The 16923-nt window shown below is 65.4% G+C and carries 13 protein-coding genes; 8 read left to right on the top strand and 5 right to left on the bottom strand.

Features of this window, described 5'->3' with window-relative positions:
- Nucleotides 1-96: 96 nt before the first annotated feature.
- Entirely contained in the window at nt 97-888 is a 792-nt protein-coding gene (locus AB0C34_RS12355; protein WP_357070435.1) for an SDR family oxidoreductase, read from the bottom strand.
- Between the two features lie 66 nt (nt 889-954).
- Between AB0C34_RS12355 and AB0C34_RS12350 the strand changes: the two genes are divergently transcribed.
- From AB0C34_RS12350 to AB0C34_RS12335, 4 genes are all read left to right on the top strand, one after another.
- Nucleotides 955-1719, top strand: coding sequence for an enoyl-CoA hydratase family protein (locus tag AB0C34_RS12350; RefSeq protein WP_357070433.1), 765 nt, complete (start codon nt 955-957; stop codon nt 1717-1719).
- A gap of 89 nt (nt 1720-1808) precedes the next feature.
- Entirely contained in the window at nt 1809-2693 is an 885-nt protein-coding gene (locus AB0C34_RS12345) for a CoA-transferase (RefSeq protein ID WP_357070431.1), read from the top strand.
- Nucleotides 2694-2733: 40 nt separating this feature from the next.
- Entirely contained in the window at nt 2734-3492 is a 759-nt protein-coding gene (locus tag AB0C34_RS12340) for a CoA-transferase (RefSeq protein WP_357070429.1), read from the top strand.
- Nucleotides 3489-4583: a nitronate monooxygenase gene (locus AB0C34_RS12335; RefSeq protein WP_357070427.1), complete on the top strand. Its 1095-nt coding sequence runs from the start codon at nt 3489-3491 to the stop codon at nt 4581-4583. Before AB0C34_RS12340 ends, AB0C34_RS12335 begins: the two co-directional genes overlap by 4 nt.
- Nucleotides 4584-4791: 208 nt before the next feature.
- On the opposite strand, the gene AB0C34_RS12330 is transcribed toward AB0C34_RS12335, so the two are convergent.
- Complete coding sequence (locus AB0C34_RS12330; protein ID WP_357070425.1) at nt 4792-5193, bottom strand: tautomerase family protein; 402 nt, start codon at nt 5191-5193, stop codon at nt 4792-4794.
- 151 nt (nt 5194-5344) lie between these two features.
- Complete coding sequence (gene mdlC, locus AB0C34_RS12325) at nt 5345-6955, bottom strand: benzoylformate decarboxylase (RefSeq protein WP_357070423.1); 1611 nt, start codon at nt 6953-6955, stop codon at nt 5345-5347.
- Nucleotides 6956-8238: 1283 nt separating this feature from the next.
- On the opposite strand from mdlC, the gene AB0C34_RS12320 reads away from it, so the two are divergent.
- Together AB0C34_RS12320 and AB0C34_RS12315 are read left to right on the top strand one after the other, a co-directional pair.
- Nucleotides 8239-9798: a GMC family oxidoreductase N-terminal domain-containing protein gene (locus AB0C34_RS12320; RefSeq protein ID WP_357070421.1), complete on the top strand. Its 1560-nt coding sequence runs from the start codon at nt 8239-8241 to the stop codon at nt 9796-9798.
- Between the two features lie 397 nt (nt 9799-10195).
- Nucleotides 10196-11083: a hypothetical protein gene (locus tag AB0C34_RS12315; RefSeq protein ID WP_357070420.1), complete on the top strand. Its 888-nt coding sequence runs from the start codon at nt 10196-10198 to the stop codon at nt 11081-11083.
- A gap of 130 nt (nt 11084-11213) precedes the next feature.
- Here the strand turns inward: AB0C34_RS12315 and AB0C34_RS12310 are convergent, their stop codons facing one another.
- On the bottom strand, nt 11214-11696 hold the full coding sequence (locus AB0C34_RS12310; protein ID WP_357070418.1) for a carboxymuconolactone decarboxylase family protein: 483 nt from the start codon (nt 11694-11696) through the stop codon (nt 11214-11216).
- A 178-nt stretch (nt 11697-11874) separates the two neighbouring features.
- On the opposite strand from AB0C34_RS12310, the gene AB0C34_RS12305 reads away from it, so the two are divergent.
- Nucleotides 11875-12762 carry an RNA polymerase sigma-70 factor gene (locus tag AB0C34_RS12305; protein ID WP_357070416.1) on the top strand — a complete coding sequence of 296 codons (888 nt, stop codon included), beginning with the start codon at nt 11875-11877 and terminating at the stop codon, nt 12760-12762.
- A 159-nt stretch (nt 12763-12921) separates the two neighbouring features.
- Here the strand turns inward: AB0C34_RS12305 and AB0C34_RS12300 are convergent, their stop codons facing one another.
- Nucleotides 12922-14937, bottom strand: coding sequence for a polyprenyl synthetase family protein (locus AB0C34_RS12300; protein WP_357070414.1), 2016 nt, complete (start codon nt 14935-14937; stop codon nt 12922-12924).
- Nucleotides 14938-16341: 1404 nt separating this feature from the next.
- On the opposite strand from AB0C34_RS12300, the gene AB0C34_RS12295 reads away from it, so the two are divergent.
- Complete coding sequence (locus AB0C34_RS12295; RefSeq protein WP_357070412.1) at nt 16342-16920, top strand: DUF3558 domain-containing protein; 579 nt, start codon at nt 16342-16344, stop codon at nt 16918-16920.
- Nucleotides 16921-16923 lie beyond the last annotated feature (3 nt).

Genomic DNA, 16923 nt, shown 5'->3' with positions numbered 1-16923 from the left:
GTCCTTTCCGGCATCAGCGGGGCCCGCCATAGTCACGCTGCGCTCTGACGTCCGGGCCTGAACGCTCATACCTGTGTCCTTTGGGGTCCGGGTTGTTCAGGGCTGCTGTCGACCGACGGCCGCGGTGGAGGCGGCGAGGAAGGCGGGCCGTTCGCCACCGCCGTGTACCAGCAGCGTCGCGCCACTGACGTAGGCGGCCAGCGGGGAGGCGAGGAAGGCAGCACACCGGCCGATGTCGTCCGGGCGGGCCATGCGGCCGAGCGGGATGGTGCGGCCCACCGCGTCGACCCCGTCCTGGTCGCCGTAGTGCAGCCGACTCAACTCGGTATCGACCGGACCGACCACCACCGAGTTCACCCGAACCTTCGGCGCCCACTCGACGGCCAGCGAGGCGGTGAGACTGTCCATGCCCGCTTTCGCCGCGCCGTAGGCGGCGGTACCCGGCGACGGGCGATGCCCGCTGACGCTGGAAACGTTCACGATCGAGCCGCCCTCCGGCTGCTGCTGCATCACCGTGTTGACCGCCTGCGCCACCAGCAGCGGGGCGAGCAGATTCAATTCGACGATCTTCGCGTGGAAGTTCTTGCTGGCCTCGGCGGCGAGCGCGAAGGGGGCGCCACCTGCGTTGTTCACCAGATGGTCGACGCGGCCGTGCCGCTCGACGATGGTCTCGATGAGCTGATGAACCGCGTCGGCGTCGCGCACATCGCACGGCAGGTACTCGATCGCCCGCCCGTCGACGTCGACCGGGACCTCGGCAGGCCGGCGCGCACAGGCCACGACGGTCGCGCCGGCGGCGAGAAACGCCCTGCTCACGCCGGCGCCCACACCGCGAACGCCGCCGGTCACCAGAACGACGCGTCCGGCCAGATCGATGTCGAGTGCCACCGTGCTAACCTACCAAGCAACTGCTTGCTTCGCCAAGACGCCTTGGAACATACGAGGGGACTCGCGATGGGGATCAACCGCCACTCCGAATCGACCGGCATCACCGTGATCACCGTCGACTACCCGCCGGTCAACGCCATCCCGACCGACGGCTGGTTCGCGATCGCCGACGAGGTGCGGGCGGCCGGCCGCGACCCCGGCACCAGGGTGGTCGTGCTGCGCGCCGAGAACCGCGGCTTCAACGCGGGCGTCGACATCAAAGAGATCCAGCGCAAGCCGGGCCACCAGGCGTTGATCGACGCGAACCATGGTTGCTTCGAGGCGTTCGGCGCGATCTACGACTGCCCGGTACCGGTGATCGCGGTGGTACAGGGCTTCTGTCTGGGCGGCGGTATCGGACTGGTCGGCAATGCGGACATCGTGATCGCCTCCGATGACGCTACCTTCGGCCTGCCCGAGGTGGACCGCGGCGCGCTCGGCGCGGCGACGCACCTGTCCCGCCTGGTGCCGCAGCACCTGATGCGCGCGCTGTTCTATACCGCGAGTTCCATCACCGCACAGCAGTTGCACCACCACGGATCGGTCTACCAGGTGGTGGCGCGCGCCGAACTCGACGCCGCGGCTATGGCACTGGCCGAGAACATCGCGGCCAAGGACGGCAGCGTGATCCGGGCGGCGAAGCTGGCGCTGAACGGCATCGACCCGCAGGACGTGCACCGCGACTACCGATACGAGCAGGGCTTCACCTTCGAACTCAACCTCGCCGGTGTGGCCGATGAGATGCGCGCCCGGTTCGACGACGATCTCGCGGCGCGCAAAGCCGGGCAGTGAGACCTGGCGCCAGCCACGGGCCGGACGGGCAGCCTACGCCACCGCGATGAGCCCGGGGAGTGCCGCCAATCAGAAAGGGAGCGAAAGCCATGCGAGACAAACGGATGACGCTCGACGAGGTCGTCGGCGAACTGCGCAGTGGGATGACCGTCGGCATCGGCGGTTGGGGTTCGCGCCGCAAGCCGATGGCACTCGTGCGCGCCATCCTGCGTTCGGATATCACCGATCTCACGGTGGTCAGCTACGGCGGGCCGGATATCGGGCTGCTGTGCTCCGCGGGCAAGGTACGCACAGCGTATTACGGCTTCGTATCGCTGGATTCGGCGCCGTTCTATGACCCGTGGTTCGCCAAGGCGCGCACCGCCGGCACGCTCATCGCCCGCGAGATGGACGAGGGCATGCTCGAGTGCGGGCTGAAGGCAGCGTCCGCACGGCTGCCATTTCTGCCGATCCGCGCCGGTCTCGGCTCGGATGTCCCGAACTTCTGGGATGGCGAACTGCGGACGGTCCAGTCGCCCTACCCCGGTCCCGACGGCGTACCGGAGACGCTGATCGCCATGCCCGCACTGGATCTCGATGCGGCGCTGGTGCATCTGAACCTCGGCGACCCACACGGCAACGCCGCCTACACCGGCGTCGACCCCTATTTCGACGACCTGTTCTGCCTGGCGGCGCAGCGGCGCTATGTCTCGGTGGAACGCGTGGTAGAGACCGAGGAACTGGTGAAAACTGTTCCGCTGCAATCGTTATTGCTCAATCGCATGATGGTCGACGGCGTCGTCGAGGCCCCGAACGGCGCGCACTTCACCTTGGCCGAGGACAGCTACGGCCGGGATGAGAAGTTTCAGCAACACTACGTCCACGCCGCCAAGTCTCCGGAGACATGGCAGGTATTCGTCGATCGATACTTGGCCGGCTCCGAGAAGCAGTATCAGGACGCCGTGCGTGAGTTCACGGGAGGCGGCGCGTGCTGAGGGCAAACCGAGTGTCCCGCATGACACTGGAGGTGTCACGATGACCAGCACCGAAGCCATCACTCGCGCCGAGGTCTGCGCGCTCGCCTGCGCGGAGATCTTCCGCGGCGCGGGAGAAATCATGGCCAGCCCGATGTCGCCGATGTCCATCCTCGGCGCCCGCCTCGCCAAACTCACGACCGAGCCGGATCTGCTGCTGTCCGATGGTGCGGCACTGCTGCTCGCCGAGACACCCCCGTTGGGCGGCAAAGCGCCGATCGAGGGCTGGATCCCGTTCCGGAAAGTCTTCGATGTGGTGGCCTCCGGCCGCAGGCACGTGGTGATGGGCGCCAACCAGATCGACCGATTCGGCAACCAGAACATTTCGGCATTCGGCCCGCCGCAGCGGCCGACCCGGCAGATGTTCGGCGTGCGCGGCGCGCCCGGCAACACCGTCAATCACGCCACCAGCTATTGGGTTTCGCGACACACCACGCGGGTGTTCACCGAGCGGGTCGATATCGTCTCCGGCGTCGGTTACGACAAAGTGGACGGGACCAACCCCGCATTCCGATACCTGCACCTGCATCGCGTAGTGACCAACCTGGGTGTCTTCGATTTCGAGGGTCCAGGCCACACCATGCGGGCCCGCAGCCTGCACCCCGGGGTCACCGCCGACGAGGTTGCCGAGAACACCTCGTTCGAGATCGTCGGCCTCGCCGACGCGAGCGATTCCCGGCTGCCGACCGCCGAGGAACTACGGCTGATCCGAGAAGTGCTCGATCCCGGCAAGATTCGCGAAATCGAGGTCCCGTCATGACCGCGCACCTACGCACCGCACTGACCGACCTGGTCGGCATCGAGCACCCGATCGTGCAGACCGGGATGGGCTGGGTCGCGGGCCCGAGCCTGGTCGCGGCCACCGCGGCGGCGGGCGGGCTCGGCATCCTCGCCTCCGCCACCATGACCTTCGCGGAACTCGAGGCGGCGATCGCGAAAACCAAAGCGCACACGTCGAAACCCTTCGGCGTCAACCTCCGCGCCGACGCGACCGACGCCGCCGAACGGATCGATCTGCTGATCCGAACGAAGGTAGCCGTCGCCTCGTTCGCGCTCGCACCCAAGCAGGATCTGATCGCGAAGCTGAAAGATGCCGGCGTGGTGGTGATCCCGTCGGTCGGTGCGGCCAAACACGCGGTCAAAGTCGCGTCCTGGGGCGCGGACGCGGTGATCGTGCAGGGCGGCGAGGGCGGCGGACACACCGGCCCGGTGGCTACCACCCTGCTACTGCCCTCGGTGCTGGACGCGGTGGACATCCCTGTGGTCGCTGCCGGTGGATTCTTCGACGGGCGCGGTCTCGCCGCCGCCTTGGCCTATGGCGCGGCGGGTGTCGCGATGGGGACCCGCTTCCTGCTCACGCAGGAGAGCACCGTGCCCGACGCGGTAAAGCAGGAGTACTTGAGCAGGCAATTGCACGACACCGTGGTGTCGCTGAAAGTCGACGGTATGCCACACCGCGTGCTGAACACCGAACTGGTCCAGCGCCTGGAGCATTCGGGCCGATGGCGTGGACTAGCCGCAGCGCTGGCCAATGCCGCCCGATTCCAGAAAATGACCGGCATGAAGTGGTCCACCCTGGTCCGCGATGGCCTCGCGATGCGAAAGACCGCGGGCCTCAGCTGGTCTCAGGCCGTTATGGCCGCCAATACGCCGATGCTGTTGCGTGCGGGCCTGGTCGAAGGCAACACCCGGGCCGGGGTGCTCGCGGCCGGCCAAGTCACCGGGATCATCGAGGATTTGCCCACCTGTCAGGAATTGATCGACCGGATCGTCACCGACGCGGTCGCGCGGATCCAGGCGGTCGGCGCGCTCGCCGACCGTGCGAACTCCGCTGCGGGCAACTCCGAATGAGCGAGGTGGGACTGGGGCCGATGGCGAACTATGCCCGGTCGCCGTCGGATACGGACAGGTGGTCACCGTCGAACGGATCCGGTACGCCCTGACAGCACGGACTCACCCCGGACGAAAAGGCTCCTGCTCAGCCGCCCAGGTCAGAGCATCCGCAGTTCTCCGCCGTCGACAGGCAGCATGACGCCGGTCAGAGAGAAAGTTCGGAATTTCATGGTCCGCTCTCGTCCAGCCAGTTCTGCTCCGCGCCCGGCTCGGGCAGCACCCGACCGGCTTCGACCGCGGACCGTGCCGGGCTGTCCTGGATCACGACCAAGACACGCTCTTGGGTCACCCCAGCGATATGGGCCGCCGCCGCGGACAGCTCGAGTGCCAGACGGGTCGTTTCTTCCTGCGGGTGGCCGCGGCGCGCCCAGCCGGTGATCAGTAGGGGTGCACCCGGCTCCCCGCCGACGAAGACGCTGTCGGGCGGCAGTTCGACAAAGACCACGTTGACGTAGGAAGGCGGCACATGGTTTATGGCCGCGTGAATCGCGGTGATCTGATCGGCCAGCGTTACCTTGGTTTCCGCGCTCAGTGTTCCCCGGGCGGTGGTGCAGGTGTAGAGGGGCACATCTGCTCCTGAGGTGGAGGGTCGTGATGCGGAATTCTGCGGCCGCAACAGAACGCGCCGGATACGCGCAACGGCGGGGACCGAACACTGCTCGGCGTAACGCGGGCATCGACCGACGGCTTCTGCCGGTGCCGAGACGGCAACCGCCCAGTCAGAGCATGGTCTTCTCCGGTTGTGTGGTCACCACGATCACCGTAGTGGTGCCGGATTCCAGCGCGAGGATGAACTCCTTTTCGAGGTCTCCCGTCGAAGTGACGTCGACGGCATGGCACCCCAACCCTCGTGCCACCGAGGCAATGTCCAAGCCCGGAAGATCCAGCCCAGGCACGCCCGGCGTCTCTTCCAACTCGGCGAAGGATTTGAGGATCGAGTACTCGTGGTTGCGCATCACGACATAGACGATCGCCAGGTTCTGCTGCACGGCCGTCCACAGACCCTGGACCGAGTACTGGAACGACCCGTCCCCGATCAACCCGATCACCGGACGCGTGACACCACGGTCCCGGTCACCCAGGGCGACGCCGACGGCAGCGGGCGCCGCCCAGCCGATTCCACCACTGGCCGTGGCGAAGAACGAGTCGGGCTCGACGGCGGGCAGCCACTCGGCATGCTGGGCCATGGTCGAGGTGGACTCGTTGATGAAGACGGCATGGTGCGGACGGGCCCTGCTGAGCGTCGCGTAGACCTCGTCCGGCGTCAGCGGGCTGCGCTCGGTGTCCGGCAGCTCGTGCCGTCGCGCCATGGGTTCGGGCTTGGCACGGCCACTACCGTCGCCGACCATCTCGGTGAGCAGTTCGATCGATAATCGGGAGTCGCCGAGCAGGCTGTCCCCGACACGGGCCGCACCGGCGACCGCCGGGTCGTCGGTGATCTGCAGCAATTCGGTCCCCGCGGGCAGGATGTCACCGGGCACATACGGGTAGTAGCGAAAGACCTCGGCCCCGATGACCACAACGAGATCGTGTCCGGCCAGCCGGTCGCTGATCGCCTTGACCGACATCCCCACCGGCCCCTGGAACAGCGGGTGATCCTCGGGGAACGAGGCACGGTCGGCAAGCGGCGGGCTGTAGACCGCCGCTTGCATTTTCTGCGCCAGCTCGACACCGGCTTGCCATCCGCGGGCACGGTCCACGTCGGGCCCGAGAATCAGGGCAGGACGTCGACTCGCGGTGATGCGCTCGGCGAAGTGCCGCAGCCGCTCGGGATCGGGCGCGTAGATCCTGCTGACGTCGCGAACGACGGCGGGCCCCTCGAGCGGATGGTTCCAGTCGTCGAGCGGGATGGACAGGAACACCGGGCCGGCCGGCGGCTGCACGGCCATCGCGTAGGCACGCATGAACGCCTCGGGCAGGTCTTGCGCACGAGCCGGCTCGTAGGACCACTTAACCCACGGCCTGGGCATGTTCGCGGCGTCCCGATTACTCAGGTATGGATCACCGATCAGCAACTCACGATGTTGCTGGCCGGCCGTGACGATCAGCGGCGTGTGCGCGTGGTAGGCCGCCACCAGGTTGCCAATGCTGTTGCCGAGCCCAGCGGAGGAGTGCAGATTCACCAATGCCGGACGGCGGGTGGTCTGGGCGAAGGCGTCCGCCATAGCGATGACAGATGCCTCTTGCAGACCCAACACATACCGGAAGTCTTTCGGGAAGTTCTGGAGGAACGTCTCCTCTGTGGATCCCGGATTACCGAAGACGGTGGTGAGGCCGAGCGACCTCAACAAATCGTAGGTCACACTGTGGACAGTCGATTTCGCGCTCATGACAAGTACTCCGCTCCTTCGGCCGCCAGATACCGACAAACCACGCACACTGCCCCCCGATGTGTCGTCTGGTCCGTACACAACTTTTCTTGCACCGTGTGCCACAGATATGGAACGACTTGCCGGCGGCATATACGAGAGCAGTACAAATAGCGATGTTACCCAGCCATATTGCGATGTCAACACATCGACCAATTCGTAACTGGCCTTCGATCTCCTGATGATTCACCGTTATAGAAGTCCACGGGCAATATACGCGGAGCTGGACCACATCGCTTTCGAAGAAAGATTTCAAAGCAGAGTGCCAACGGACCGAAGCCACACCGATCTCACCACTCGGCGCGTACCGGGTTCACTCACCGACCCACATCACCGATATCTCGCACCGAATGATGAAGCGGTACAAGATATTCCGCGCATGACAACATCGCACGCGTCTGCGCCTCGCTCGCCGGCTCGAGACACACGTTCGACCTCGTCGCGACGTGAGTGAACGGGAATCCGGATTCGGAATCCCTCCGAGCACGCCCGCCGGTATCTGACATGGAACAGGCATCATCGTCTGCGCCTGCGCTGACAACCGAATCGGTCTTATGACTCGCTCCGGCCGCAGCATGTTCCCGTGGTTTGAGCATCACGCTCGCTCCCGAGCCGAGAAGCAGGAACACGAACGTCGCGGTAGGTAGGCACAGCCCACAGATCCGCGAGTCGCGGCCGGGCATATCGGTTGTCGGACGATCAGCACTCGGCGTCGTTTGCTCACAGGCAGCGAAAGCCGGCGGGTGAAACTTTCTCATTTGTAGACACGTCGATCGACAATGTGGCGCCTTTCGTTAAGCTGACTGTGACGGTGCAGGTGCGGAGCATTACCGGCCGCGCAGTCCCGTTCGGTGATGAGATCAGGAGAACTCTTTCATGACGGATGCGCATGGGGCGCCTCTGTTCCGTCACCGCGAAAGACAATGCGCTGTTGTTCGACCCACCCGGCAACGGTGAAACCGAAGTGCCATCGGGCCGGCAATCCGCTGTTGTCACGCCAAGATATCGGGCCGCGACTGCCGCCGACTGGATGTCCGTGCTCTTCGACCACAGTTGGGTCGTCAACCCACAATTCGCCGCGACCCGTAGTACCACCCGTTCGACAAACGTGCCGATGCCGGAATTCCGGGGAGCCGCATGTGCGCGGCGCCGACGATCGAAAGGCTCTTCTCGCGAGCGGCCAACCATCGACGAATGTCCGAATTCGCACAACAGATCGGATCGACGAGACAGGAGTGGAGAGCGTGTCGGCTACCGCACAGGAGTACGACTTCGTAGTTTGTGGTTCCGGTTCTTCGGGATCGGTTGTGGCGCGACGCCTCGCCGAACATCCCGAGGTGAAGGTGCTGCTGCTGGAGGCGGGCGGCACCGACGACATCCCCGAAGTGATGGAACCGGCGCAATGGTTTACCAATTTGGGCAGTAGCAGAGACTGGGGCTTCCAGTCCCAGCCCAGTCCCGCGGTGAACCAACGGTCGATCCCGTTGTCGATGGGCAAGGTGCTCGGCGGCGGGTCGAGCATCAACGTGTTGGGTTGGGCCCGGGGACACCAGCGCGACTGGGACTTCTTCGCATCCGAAGCCGGCGACGATGCGTGGGGTTACGACTCCGTATTGGAGATCTATCGGCGGATCGAGGACTGGCACGGCGAACCCGATCCGAAGTACCGCGGCAGTGGCGGGCCGATGTCGATCGAACCGGCTTCCGATCCGCATCCCATCGCGCCCGCACTGGTGGATGCTGCCCGCTCGGTGGGTATTCCTACCTTCTCCAGCAACAACGGCCCGATGATGGAGCACGACGCGGGAGCGGCGATGTTCGATCTGATCATGCGGGCCGGACTACGGCACTCGGTCTATCGCGGTTATGTCGAGCCGATCTTGCGACAGCCCAACCTGACTGTACTCACCAGCGCGATGGTCAGTCGTCTGGTGATCGAAGGCCACCGGGTGACCGGCGTGGAATTCCGCCAGAACGGCACCGAGTACCGCGCCCGGGCTCGCGCCGAGGTGGTGCTATCCCTGGGAGCGATCAACACCCCAAAGGTACTGATGTACTCCGGGATAGGGGATCAGGCCCAGCTGCGCAGCCAGGAGATTCCGGTCATGCAGCATCTGCCGGGTGTTGGACAGAATTTCCAGGACCATCCGCGGATCGACCTCGTGTGGCAATACCCAGCAGACCCCGACCTCGTCAACGTGCACAACAACGGCGGCGAAGCCACCTTCTTCTGGAAGAGCCGAGCAGACATCGACACCCCCGATGTGCAAATCTGCCTGGTCGAGTCCCTGGTTTGCAGCCCCGAGAACGCCGGCAGGTATACGCTGCCGACGGCCGGATTCACGATGTGCATGGGTTTGGTGCGCCCACACAGCCGTGGTCGGGTCACGCTGACCGGCCGCGATCCGATGGATCCGGTACAGATCGAGGCGAACATGTTGACGCACCCCGACGACGTGAAAGCCGCTGTCGCGGGGGTACGGATCTGCCGCGAGATCGCCGATGTCGGCCCGCTGCGTCCCTATTTCACACGCGAAGTCATGCCGGGAAACCTCAGCGACGAGGACCTAGAGCGGTTCGTCCGGGACGCGGCCATGGACTACTTCCATCAGACGTGCACCGCCAAGATGGGCCGCGATCCGATGTCCGTCGTCGACTCGAAGCTGAAAGTGTATGGGCTGGAGGGAATTCGAATCGCGGATGGCTCGATCATGCCCCGCGTGCCAACCGGCAACTCGATGGCTTCCTGCGTGGTGATCGGCGAACGCGCTGCCGACATCTTGAGATCCGAGTACGCGCTGTAGCCCACCCGGTGTTCCCGTGCCCGACCTCGTTGCGGCTCCGACCGCCGTCGAATGACCTCGATCGACGCCATAAGGCCAGTTGAACGCCAGTTATAGGTTGGCCTCGAGTGTTGGACTCCGTCGACTTCAGCACCGCGTGGGTGACGCGAGAAGTCGATACCGTCTTCAGCGCAGCGGCGCAACCGCTACACCACCATGACGGTCGATGACGTCCACATGCTGCTGCTGGACCTGGTCGGTCGCGGTCGGTCGTCAGAAGGCCACGGGGGTGACCGAAATCGGATCGCCGGCTGGAATGCCCGCGCTCCCATCAACGTCCCGTCAAAAATGGTCAAGAACCGAAAAGGTACCGTTAAGGACCGAAATACTTCCGCCTTCCGGTGCCTACGCTGCGACGATGGTGCAGCCAACTCCCTGGCAAGCAGGCAGAATTCGACAGTCACTGTCCGGCCCACTCAGCCAGGTAGCAGGTGTGTCCCCGCGACGGCGGGGCAAAGTCGCGAAAGTCCTGACCGCACCCCGGCCGCTGCCGGGCCCGCTGCGCGGCAACGTGGGTTATCTGTGCGCCGCAGTCGGGAGCATCATCACACTGTTCCTACTATTCAAGCCGTGGGCTGTTGGTTCCGCCAATGACGGCAAGATCCTCGCCGACGCTTTCGGGGGTTTCCAAATCAGCTCCAACCTCACGAGTATCTGGTCGGGATCGCCACCACCCGCCGCGAAAGTCGAGGGCACATGGGCTGTGCTCGCCTGCGTCGCCATCATCGTCACCCTCTGCACCGTGCTGCTGAATCTTCGAGCACGCACTGCGGTGCTTGCCCATGTGGCGGTGGGTTCCGCGCTGGCCATCGCGGCGTTCACAGTCACCGCCGTGGTTCACATGAACAGCAAATTGGAAGAGATCCGGGCGATGGTCACGCCCGGATCCCATCGGGATATGGGCACTCAGATCGGGCTGGCTATCCGCTGGGCCGCCGGCAACGGCGCCTTCCCGATCCCGGGACTACGGCCGGTGACCTACTCCACCGCCAGCCTCACCACGTCGGCGTGGCTCGCCGGCGCGCTGTCGGTGGTGTCGGCCGTGGCCGCTGTCGCACAATGGATTCGCGGGCGCATGACCAGTCCTGTTCGCCGACGATGGCACTTCGCCACGGCACGGTCGGCCCAGAACCCCGACACCGCAACCAAGTGCGCCTGCGCCGGCGACCTCACGCGACTTTCACCAGAGCACGCCGAACACCCGTCCGCGTCACACCACCGGATCGCGACCCGTCACAGTCGATGATCGACCCGAACGCTCGGTGCACGATTACCCAGCACCCATCGACGGGTCGCGATTCGGGCACGCTCGAGAGTCCCCGCGCGAGCCCGGCCCGGATCGAATGGTCCTGGGCTGGCCAGGGTTCGCCCGCCGATCAGCTGAACGAGGCGAGCATTCCGGGCTCGTAGGAACCCGCCGGGTTGCGCGTGATCACGCCCAACCGGTTGGCCGCGTTCACCAAGGCGACCAGGCAGATCAACGCCGCGATCTGATCGTCGTCGTAGTGCTCGCACACCTGGGCCCAGGTGTCGTCGGACACGCCGGTGTGGGCGTCGGCGAGGCGGGTACCCTCCTCGGCGAGTGCCAGCGCGGCCCGCTCGGCCGCGGTGAACACAGTCGCTTCGCGCCAGGTGGCGACCAGATGGAGCCGGACCGGCGTCGCTCCGGCGGCCGCGGCGTCCTTGGTGTGCATGTCGGTGCAGAAACCGCAACCGTTGATCTGGCTGGCCCGGATGCTGACCAGCTCCCGGGTGGTCTTCGGTAGCGGTGATCCGTCGATCACCAGGCTGGCGGCGGCGAACCGCTTGGCGAACTTCGTCGCGATCTCGTTGTCGAACATGTTGAATCGGGCAGTCATGATGTCGTCCTCACTCGTGTTGTGCGGATAGCGGTGGACGAACATGGGATGCCGGTGATGGTGCGTTTGTGACAGCGGGACCGGGTGTGACGTGCGCCACCGATCGTGAGTGTCACAAAGCCGATGGTCCCGGCGTCTTGTGCATGGCAGCGTGGGAACGACCAGATGGGAGCCACCGATGAGCGAGAAGGATCCCGCGACCGCGGCGTTTGTCACCCACCGCAATCTCCTTTTCACCGTCGCCTACGAGATGCTGGGCTCGGCCGCCGACGCGGAGGACGTTCTGCAGGAGACCTGGCTGCGCTGGGTGGGTGTCGATCTCGACACGGTGCACGATCAGCGCGCGTACCTGGCCCGGATCACCACTCGCCAGGCGCTGAGCCGGCTGCGCACCCTCAGCCGGCGCAAGGAGTCCTACGTCGGACCATGGTTGCCCGAGCCCCTGCTGACCTCGCCCGACGTGGCCGACGATGTCGAGTTGGCCGACAGCGTCTCGATGGCGATGATGCTGGTGCTGGAGACGCTCGCACCGACCGAACGGGCGGTGTTCGTGCTGCGTGAAGTGTTCGATCTGGAATACGCGGAGATCGCGCAGGCGGTCGACAAGAGCCCGGCCGCCGTTCGCCAGATCGCGCACCGAGCACGGCTGCACGTGGCCGCGCGCCGACCGCGCGGAGTCGTTTCGCCGGCGCAATCCCGAGACGCGCTGGAGGCATTTCGACAAGCGATCGAAACGGGCGATCTACAGAGCTTGCTCGACCTGCTCGCACCGGATGTCGTTCTCCTGGGGGACGGCGGCGGAGTCGTGCAGGCGGTCCCGCGGCCCATTGTGGGGGCCGACCGGGTGGGACGCCTGCTGGCCGCCGGCCTGCCCAGGATCGACGGCACGGTATCGACCGAGCCGGTACAGATCAACGGCTGCCCCGCACTGATCGTCCGCATCAACGGCGAGATCGACGACGTCGTCGCGGTGCGAATCGACGACGGCCTGATCACCGGCCTCTACGTCGTGCGCAACCCCGAAAAGCTGTCGCGGGTCGGGGAAGAGACCACGGTGAGCCGGTGATCCGGACCCGTCAGGGGCGACTTCACCGAGCGGATACCCGGAGCCGGACATTCGGTCCGACCGATCGGTTCGCTTCCGCCGGATCCCGACCATGCTTATCGCACTCGCCGACGATGCGCGGTTTCAGTGCCCGATGCCCACCGCGCAATGGTTGCGAGTTCATGGTGCGGCGGGAGCTGGGTCGGCGGCCGGGCGGTAGATCTCGCGGCGCAAGCGTTCCAAGTCCGGCGGTACGGCGGACGAGGTTCGGGTATATCGCTCACCGTCATTCGCCCGCAGCGCCCAGCGCGTCAAGCTCGAGTAGATCAACTCGTACTCGTTCTTTCCTTGCCCCGACAGGCCCGGAATCATGCGGAACAGCGCAGGGAGATAGCGGGTCACCGCGTCGACCTGGGCGAGTTGCTCGGCAATCTGGCGGTTCACCTGCTCGACGGCTTCGCCGCGGGTACACCCCGTCTCCTGCCGGATCGCCCTGACCAGGTTGTACGGGACCCGATCGGCCTCGTCTCGAGCCAAACCCACCAAGTCGTTGGCCGCGCACGCCATGGCGAAGAGCAGCTCCTCGAGCCGTCGGATCACGGGGTGGCTGCGCAGTTTCGACGGCAGCTCCCGATGCTGATGGACCTCCAGGGCGGCGAGGCCGATGTCCCACGCCCCGGTCGACTTCCGTAATGGCAAGTAGTCGGCGACAGCGGGCACAAAACCGTTGATGCGATGGTGGGCCTCGCGCTCGCAGGCTTCGAACCACTCCTGGAGGTTGTCGAGGAACCGCTCCTGCCAGCGAGTGCTGCGGCCCTCGCGCAGACGCGGCCACAAACTCGCCCATGCTGTCGGGATCGCGCCGGGCCGCGACGGCGCCCGCGGGTCTTGGCGCAAGGTTGCCACCAGCCCCCGCCGCAGCGCGGTGACAGCCTGCGGATCCTCCAGTCGCGGATCCTCGAAAAGGTCATCCCAGACGGCGAGCAGCACCAGCAGGGCGCAGGCGGTCTGTTCTCGGGCCGCGTCCGCTGGCGCCACGAGTTGCGGCGCCGGGATCCGCAAGGCACCCACCCACCGGTGGTGGTCCGCCTCGGCAAGCGAGACGACGAGGCCGGTATCGGCCATCCAGCCCCGCACCCAGGACATCGCCTCCTGGGAGAACGCCTCACCGTGGACTCCGAGTGGCTGCGTCGAAGGCGGGCGAGCCGCGGGCGCCGGAGTCCGCCGGTCGAGAATGGACCGAGCATAAGAGGTCATCGCATGGCGAGCACGTGGGTCGGCCGCCACCACGGCGAGCTGACCGGCGGCCTGGTCCATGAATTCATCGGCCACCGCTTGTGCTTCGACCACGGCGCCGGAGGCGATGACGAGTTCACGCGCACGGACCGCTTGCTCCCGCGTCATGCCGCTGCGCAGCAGCCGACCGAGTTCATGATCGCGGGCGGCCGCTCGGATCACCGGAAGTGTGTAAATGCCCTCGGGCAGATCCGAGTTGACCGGTTTGCCCATTTCCTCAGCGGTCGAGGTCAAATCGAGGATGTCGTCATACAGCTGGTAGGCCAGGCCCAGGTGTCGGCCGAACCGGGCCAAAGCCTCGTGTTCCTGATCGCCTTCCCGTCCTGCCTGCATCGCGCCGACCCGGCATGCCAGTGCGAGCAGCGCCGCCGTTTTGCCGTCGATCGCGTCCAAATAGGCCTGCTCGCTGCGGGAGACCACATACCGGTCGGCGGCCTCGATCACCATCCCCGCGCACATCTGCTCACTCGTGGTAGTCCCGGCGAGCACTTCACGCATGCCGAGTTCGGCCAGCATACGAGTGCCGGCGGAGGTCACGGAGTCGCCGCCCAGCACCGCCAGATTCGGACCCCACACCGCGTTGGCGCTGGGACGGCCGCGCCGCTGGTAGGCGTGATCGATCACGTCGTCGTGGTAGAGCGAGCCCAGATGCAGCAATTCCACGGCGGCGCCCGCCCGGACAGCCCGGTCGTCGGCTGGGGCTGCGGGATCGGTGAGCAGATAGTACGACAGCAGTGTCAGCGTGGGGCGGACCAGCCGACGCGAAGTGTCGGGTCCTTCGTCGGTGAGGGCGGTCAGTTCTGGCCTGCCTTCGAACCGTATGGGTCCGAGAAGTTCACGGACGCGGTCCAGGTCCGCATCCAGATGCGGGAAGACGGCGGAATCGAATTCACGGGGCACGCACAAACTCCTGACTGGTGACATCGGTCAACTGCACCGTCGCTCAAGGAGATTTGACACCAATGCGCGCGGAAGATGGTGGTATCGAACAAATTTAATGCGCGGCGCACTCGCGGCGATGGTGTCTCGGCAGCATCCCCGGGAACGCCGGTACCTTTTCGGTGTCACGCCCACCGCTTCGGAGGCGACGACCGCCGCGAGCACGTCATCGATCTCTCCGCGCCGGCCGGCGGCACAGCCGGCCGGCCACGTAGTCCATCTGCCAGAAGCCTTGCCCCAAGCGCAACGAGCGGCGACGGCCGCGTGCACAGTGAGTTTGAAGTGACGGCAGAGAGGGACAGTCGGTCTGTGGCCTAGCCGACACAGGCTCGAGTACGGCGACCTTACGCCCTGCACCGGGAAATTCTGTGAGACAGAAACTCACGGGGACGCACCTAGCGTGCGCTTCTCCCCCTGATCGACTGTCGGTGCGGTCTCCCCGGAGCGATCGACTCGCGCCGTCATGGCAGCTCCATCGAGATAGCTGTGAGACAGACAGTTACGGGTCCACGATTAATGCGTATTCGACCGGACCGCCGTCGATCGGTCCAGGCGATGCCGATCCATCGAAACAATCTGTGAGACAGACGGTTAGAGATTCTCGCGCAGTGCGTGACCACTTCGCGCCTGGCCAACAACCGGGTGCGGCGCCTCGGACGCTGGGCAACCGACAGCGCTCCTCCACCGGCGCACCTGCGCACCCACCCTCGACAACCCCTGCGGCGGTAGAGAAATGTCTGCTCAGAACCCTCCCGCAGCCACCATTCCACTACGTTGCGCGACACTCCTGCCGGCTCGGACACGAAAGCCTGAAAGACAATGTAACGACCAGCCACCACCACTCACCTGGCAACCCACAGCGCTCCGCCACCTACCCCTAGACACACCCACCTCGACACAAGCCGCGGCGGTAGAGAAACGGCTGCTCGGAACCGGCCCGCAACCACCATTCCACTACGTTGGGCGACACTCCCACCGGCTCGGATACGAACTATAAAGACGAAGTTCCCGACCACCGCCGCCTACTCGGCAACTCACAGCGCTCCACCACCGATCCCCCAGCGGACCGCCCACCCGCGAAAACTACGGTGGCGGTGCACAAATGGCTGCTCTGAGGCCCGCCGGAGCCACCATCTCACTAAGTCGGGCGAAACCTCCACCGGCACGGCGACCCTGCGACCCGGCAGTGAGTCCGTCCCGCAGTCACGGAAGCGCATCCCGGTGGATGCGACAAGAAGGTGTGCGGACCCGCCGAGATGGTTGCACCGCTGACACCCGGCCAGTAGCGTCGAGACCAGCTTGCAGGGGGCGGAGAAGCCGGTCTGACCCCCATCGTTATGGCACGGCACCGGCGGCGAGGAACCGATGACGAGCTGGGGGAATACTCTGCGCGGTACCGCGCTCGCGGTCGGCGCTGTCCTTGCGCTGACCGGGTGCAAAGACTCGGCCGATGGTGCGGCGAGCCCGATTGCCACCGATGCGCTCACAACATCCGCTGCAACGAGGTCAGCCGATCCTGATGCAGCACTGTGGAACCCGTGTGATCTGCCGGAGTCTGCGATATCCGGAACCGGCCTAGATCCGGCTACCAAAGAGAAGGATGTCGCCGGCGTTGATTTCACCGGATGGAAGGTCTGTGGCTGGCGAGCCGACACACGCTGGTACGACATGACAGTTTTCTCTGGGACACCCACTCTCCAGGCTGTCCAACAGCGTCCAGATTTTGAGTCGTTCGTAGTAAAGACTATTGATGCCCGTAAGGCAGTCGAGTTTCGCGATGTTGGCGACACAAAGCAACTTAAATGCAGTATTGCGGTCGAATCGCCGCAGGGCACCATTCTCTTTCGCGTTGCCACTCGATACTCGATCGGCAAGCAGGGCGATCCATGCGTAGAGGTCCTACGCCATGCCAGCGATTTGTCGAAGTACCTGCCTGAAGGTTGAGGA

It is taken from the genome of Nocardia sp. NPDC049220, assembly GCF_040647855.1.
GTDB lineage: Bacteria > Actinomycetota > Actinomycetes > Mycobacteriales > Mycobacteriaceae > Nocardia.
The sequence above is the reverse complement of the archived record's forward strand: the minus strand, read 5'-3'. Positions and strand labels throughout refer to the sequence as shown.

What these genes read in the sequence shown, in the direction of transcription:
- AB0C34_RS12295 (WP_357070412.1), top strand. Translation starts at nt 16,342, where the DNA reads ATGACGAGCTGGGGGAATACTCTGCGCGGTACCGCGCTCGCGGTCGGC.
- mdlC (WP_357070423.1), bottom strand. Translation starts at nt 6,955, where the DNA reads ATGAGCGCGAAATCGACTGTCCACAGTGTGACCTACGATTTGTTGAGG.
- AB0C34_RS12345 (WP_357070431.1), top strand. Translation starts at nt 1,809, where the DNA reads ATGCGAGACAAACGGATGACGCTCGACGAGGTCGTCGGCGAACTGCGC.
- AB0C34_RS12310 (WP_357070418.1), bottom strand. Translation starts at nt 11,696, where the DNA reads ATGACTGCCCGATTCAACATGTTCGACAACGAGATCGCGACGAAGTTC.
- AB0C34_RS12340 (WP_357070429.1), top strand. Translation starts at nt 2,734, where the DNA reads ATGACCAGCACCGAAGCCATCACTCGCGCCGAGGTCTGCGCGCTCGCC.
- AB0C34_RS12305 (WP_357070416.1), top strand. Translation starts at nt 11,875, where the DNA reads ATGAGCGAGAAGGATCCCGCGACCGCGGCGTTTGTCACCCACCGCAAT.
- AB0C34_RS12350 (WP_357070433.1), top strand. Translation starts at nt 955, where the DNA reads ATGGGGATCAACCGCCACTCCGAATCGACCGGCATCACCGTGATCACC.
- AB0C34_RS12315 (WP_357070420.1), top strand. Translation starts at nt 10,196, where the DNA reads ATGGTGCAGCCAACTCCCTGGCAAGCAGGCAGAATTCGACAGTCACTG.
- AB0C34_RS12335 (WP_357070427.1), top strand. Translation starts at nt 3,489, where the DNA reads ATGACCGCGCACCTACGCACCGCACTGACCGACCTGGTCGGCATCGAG.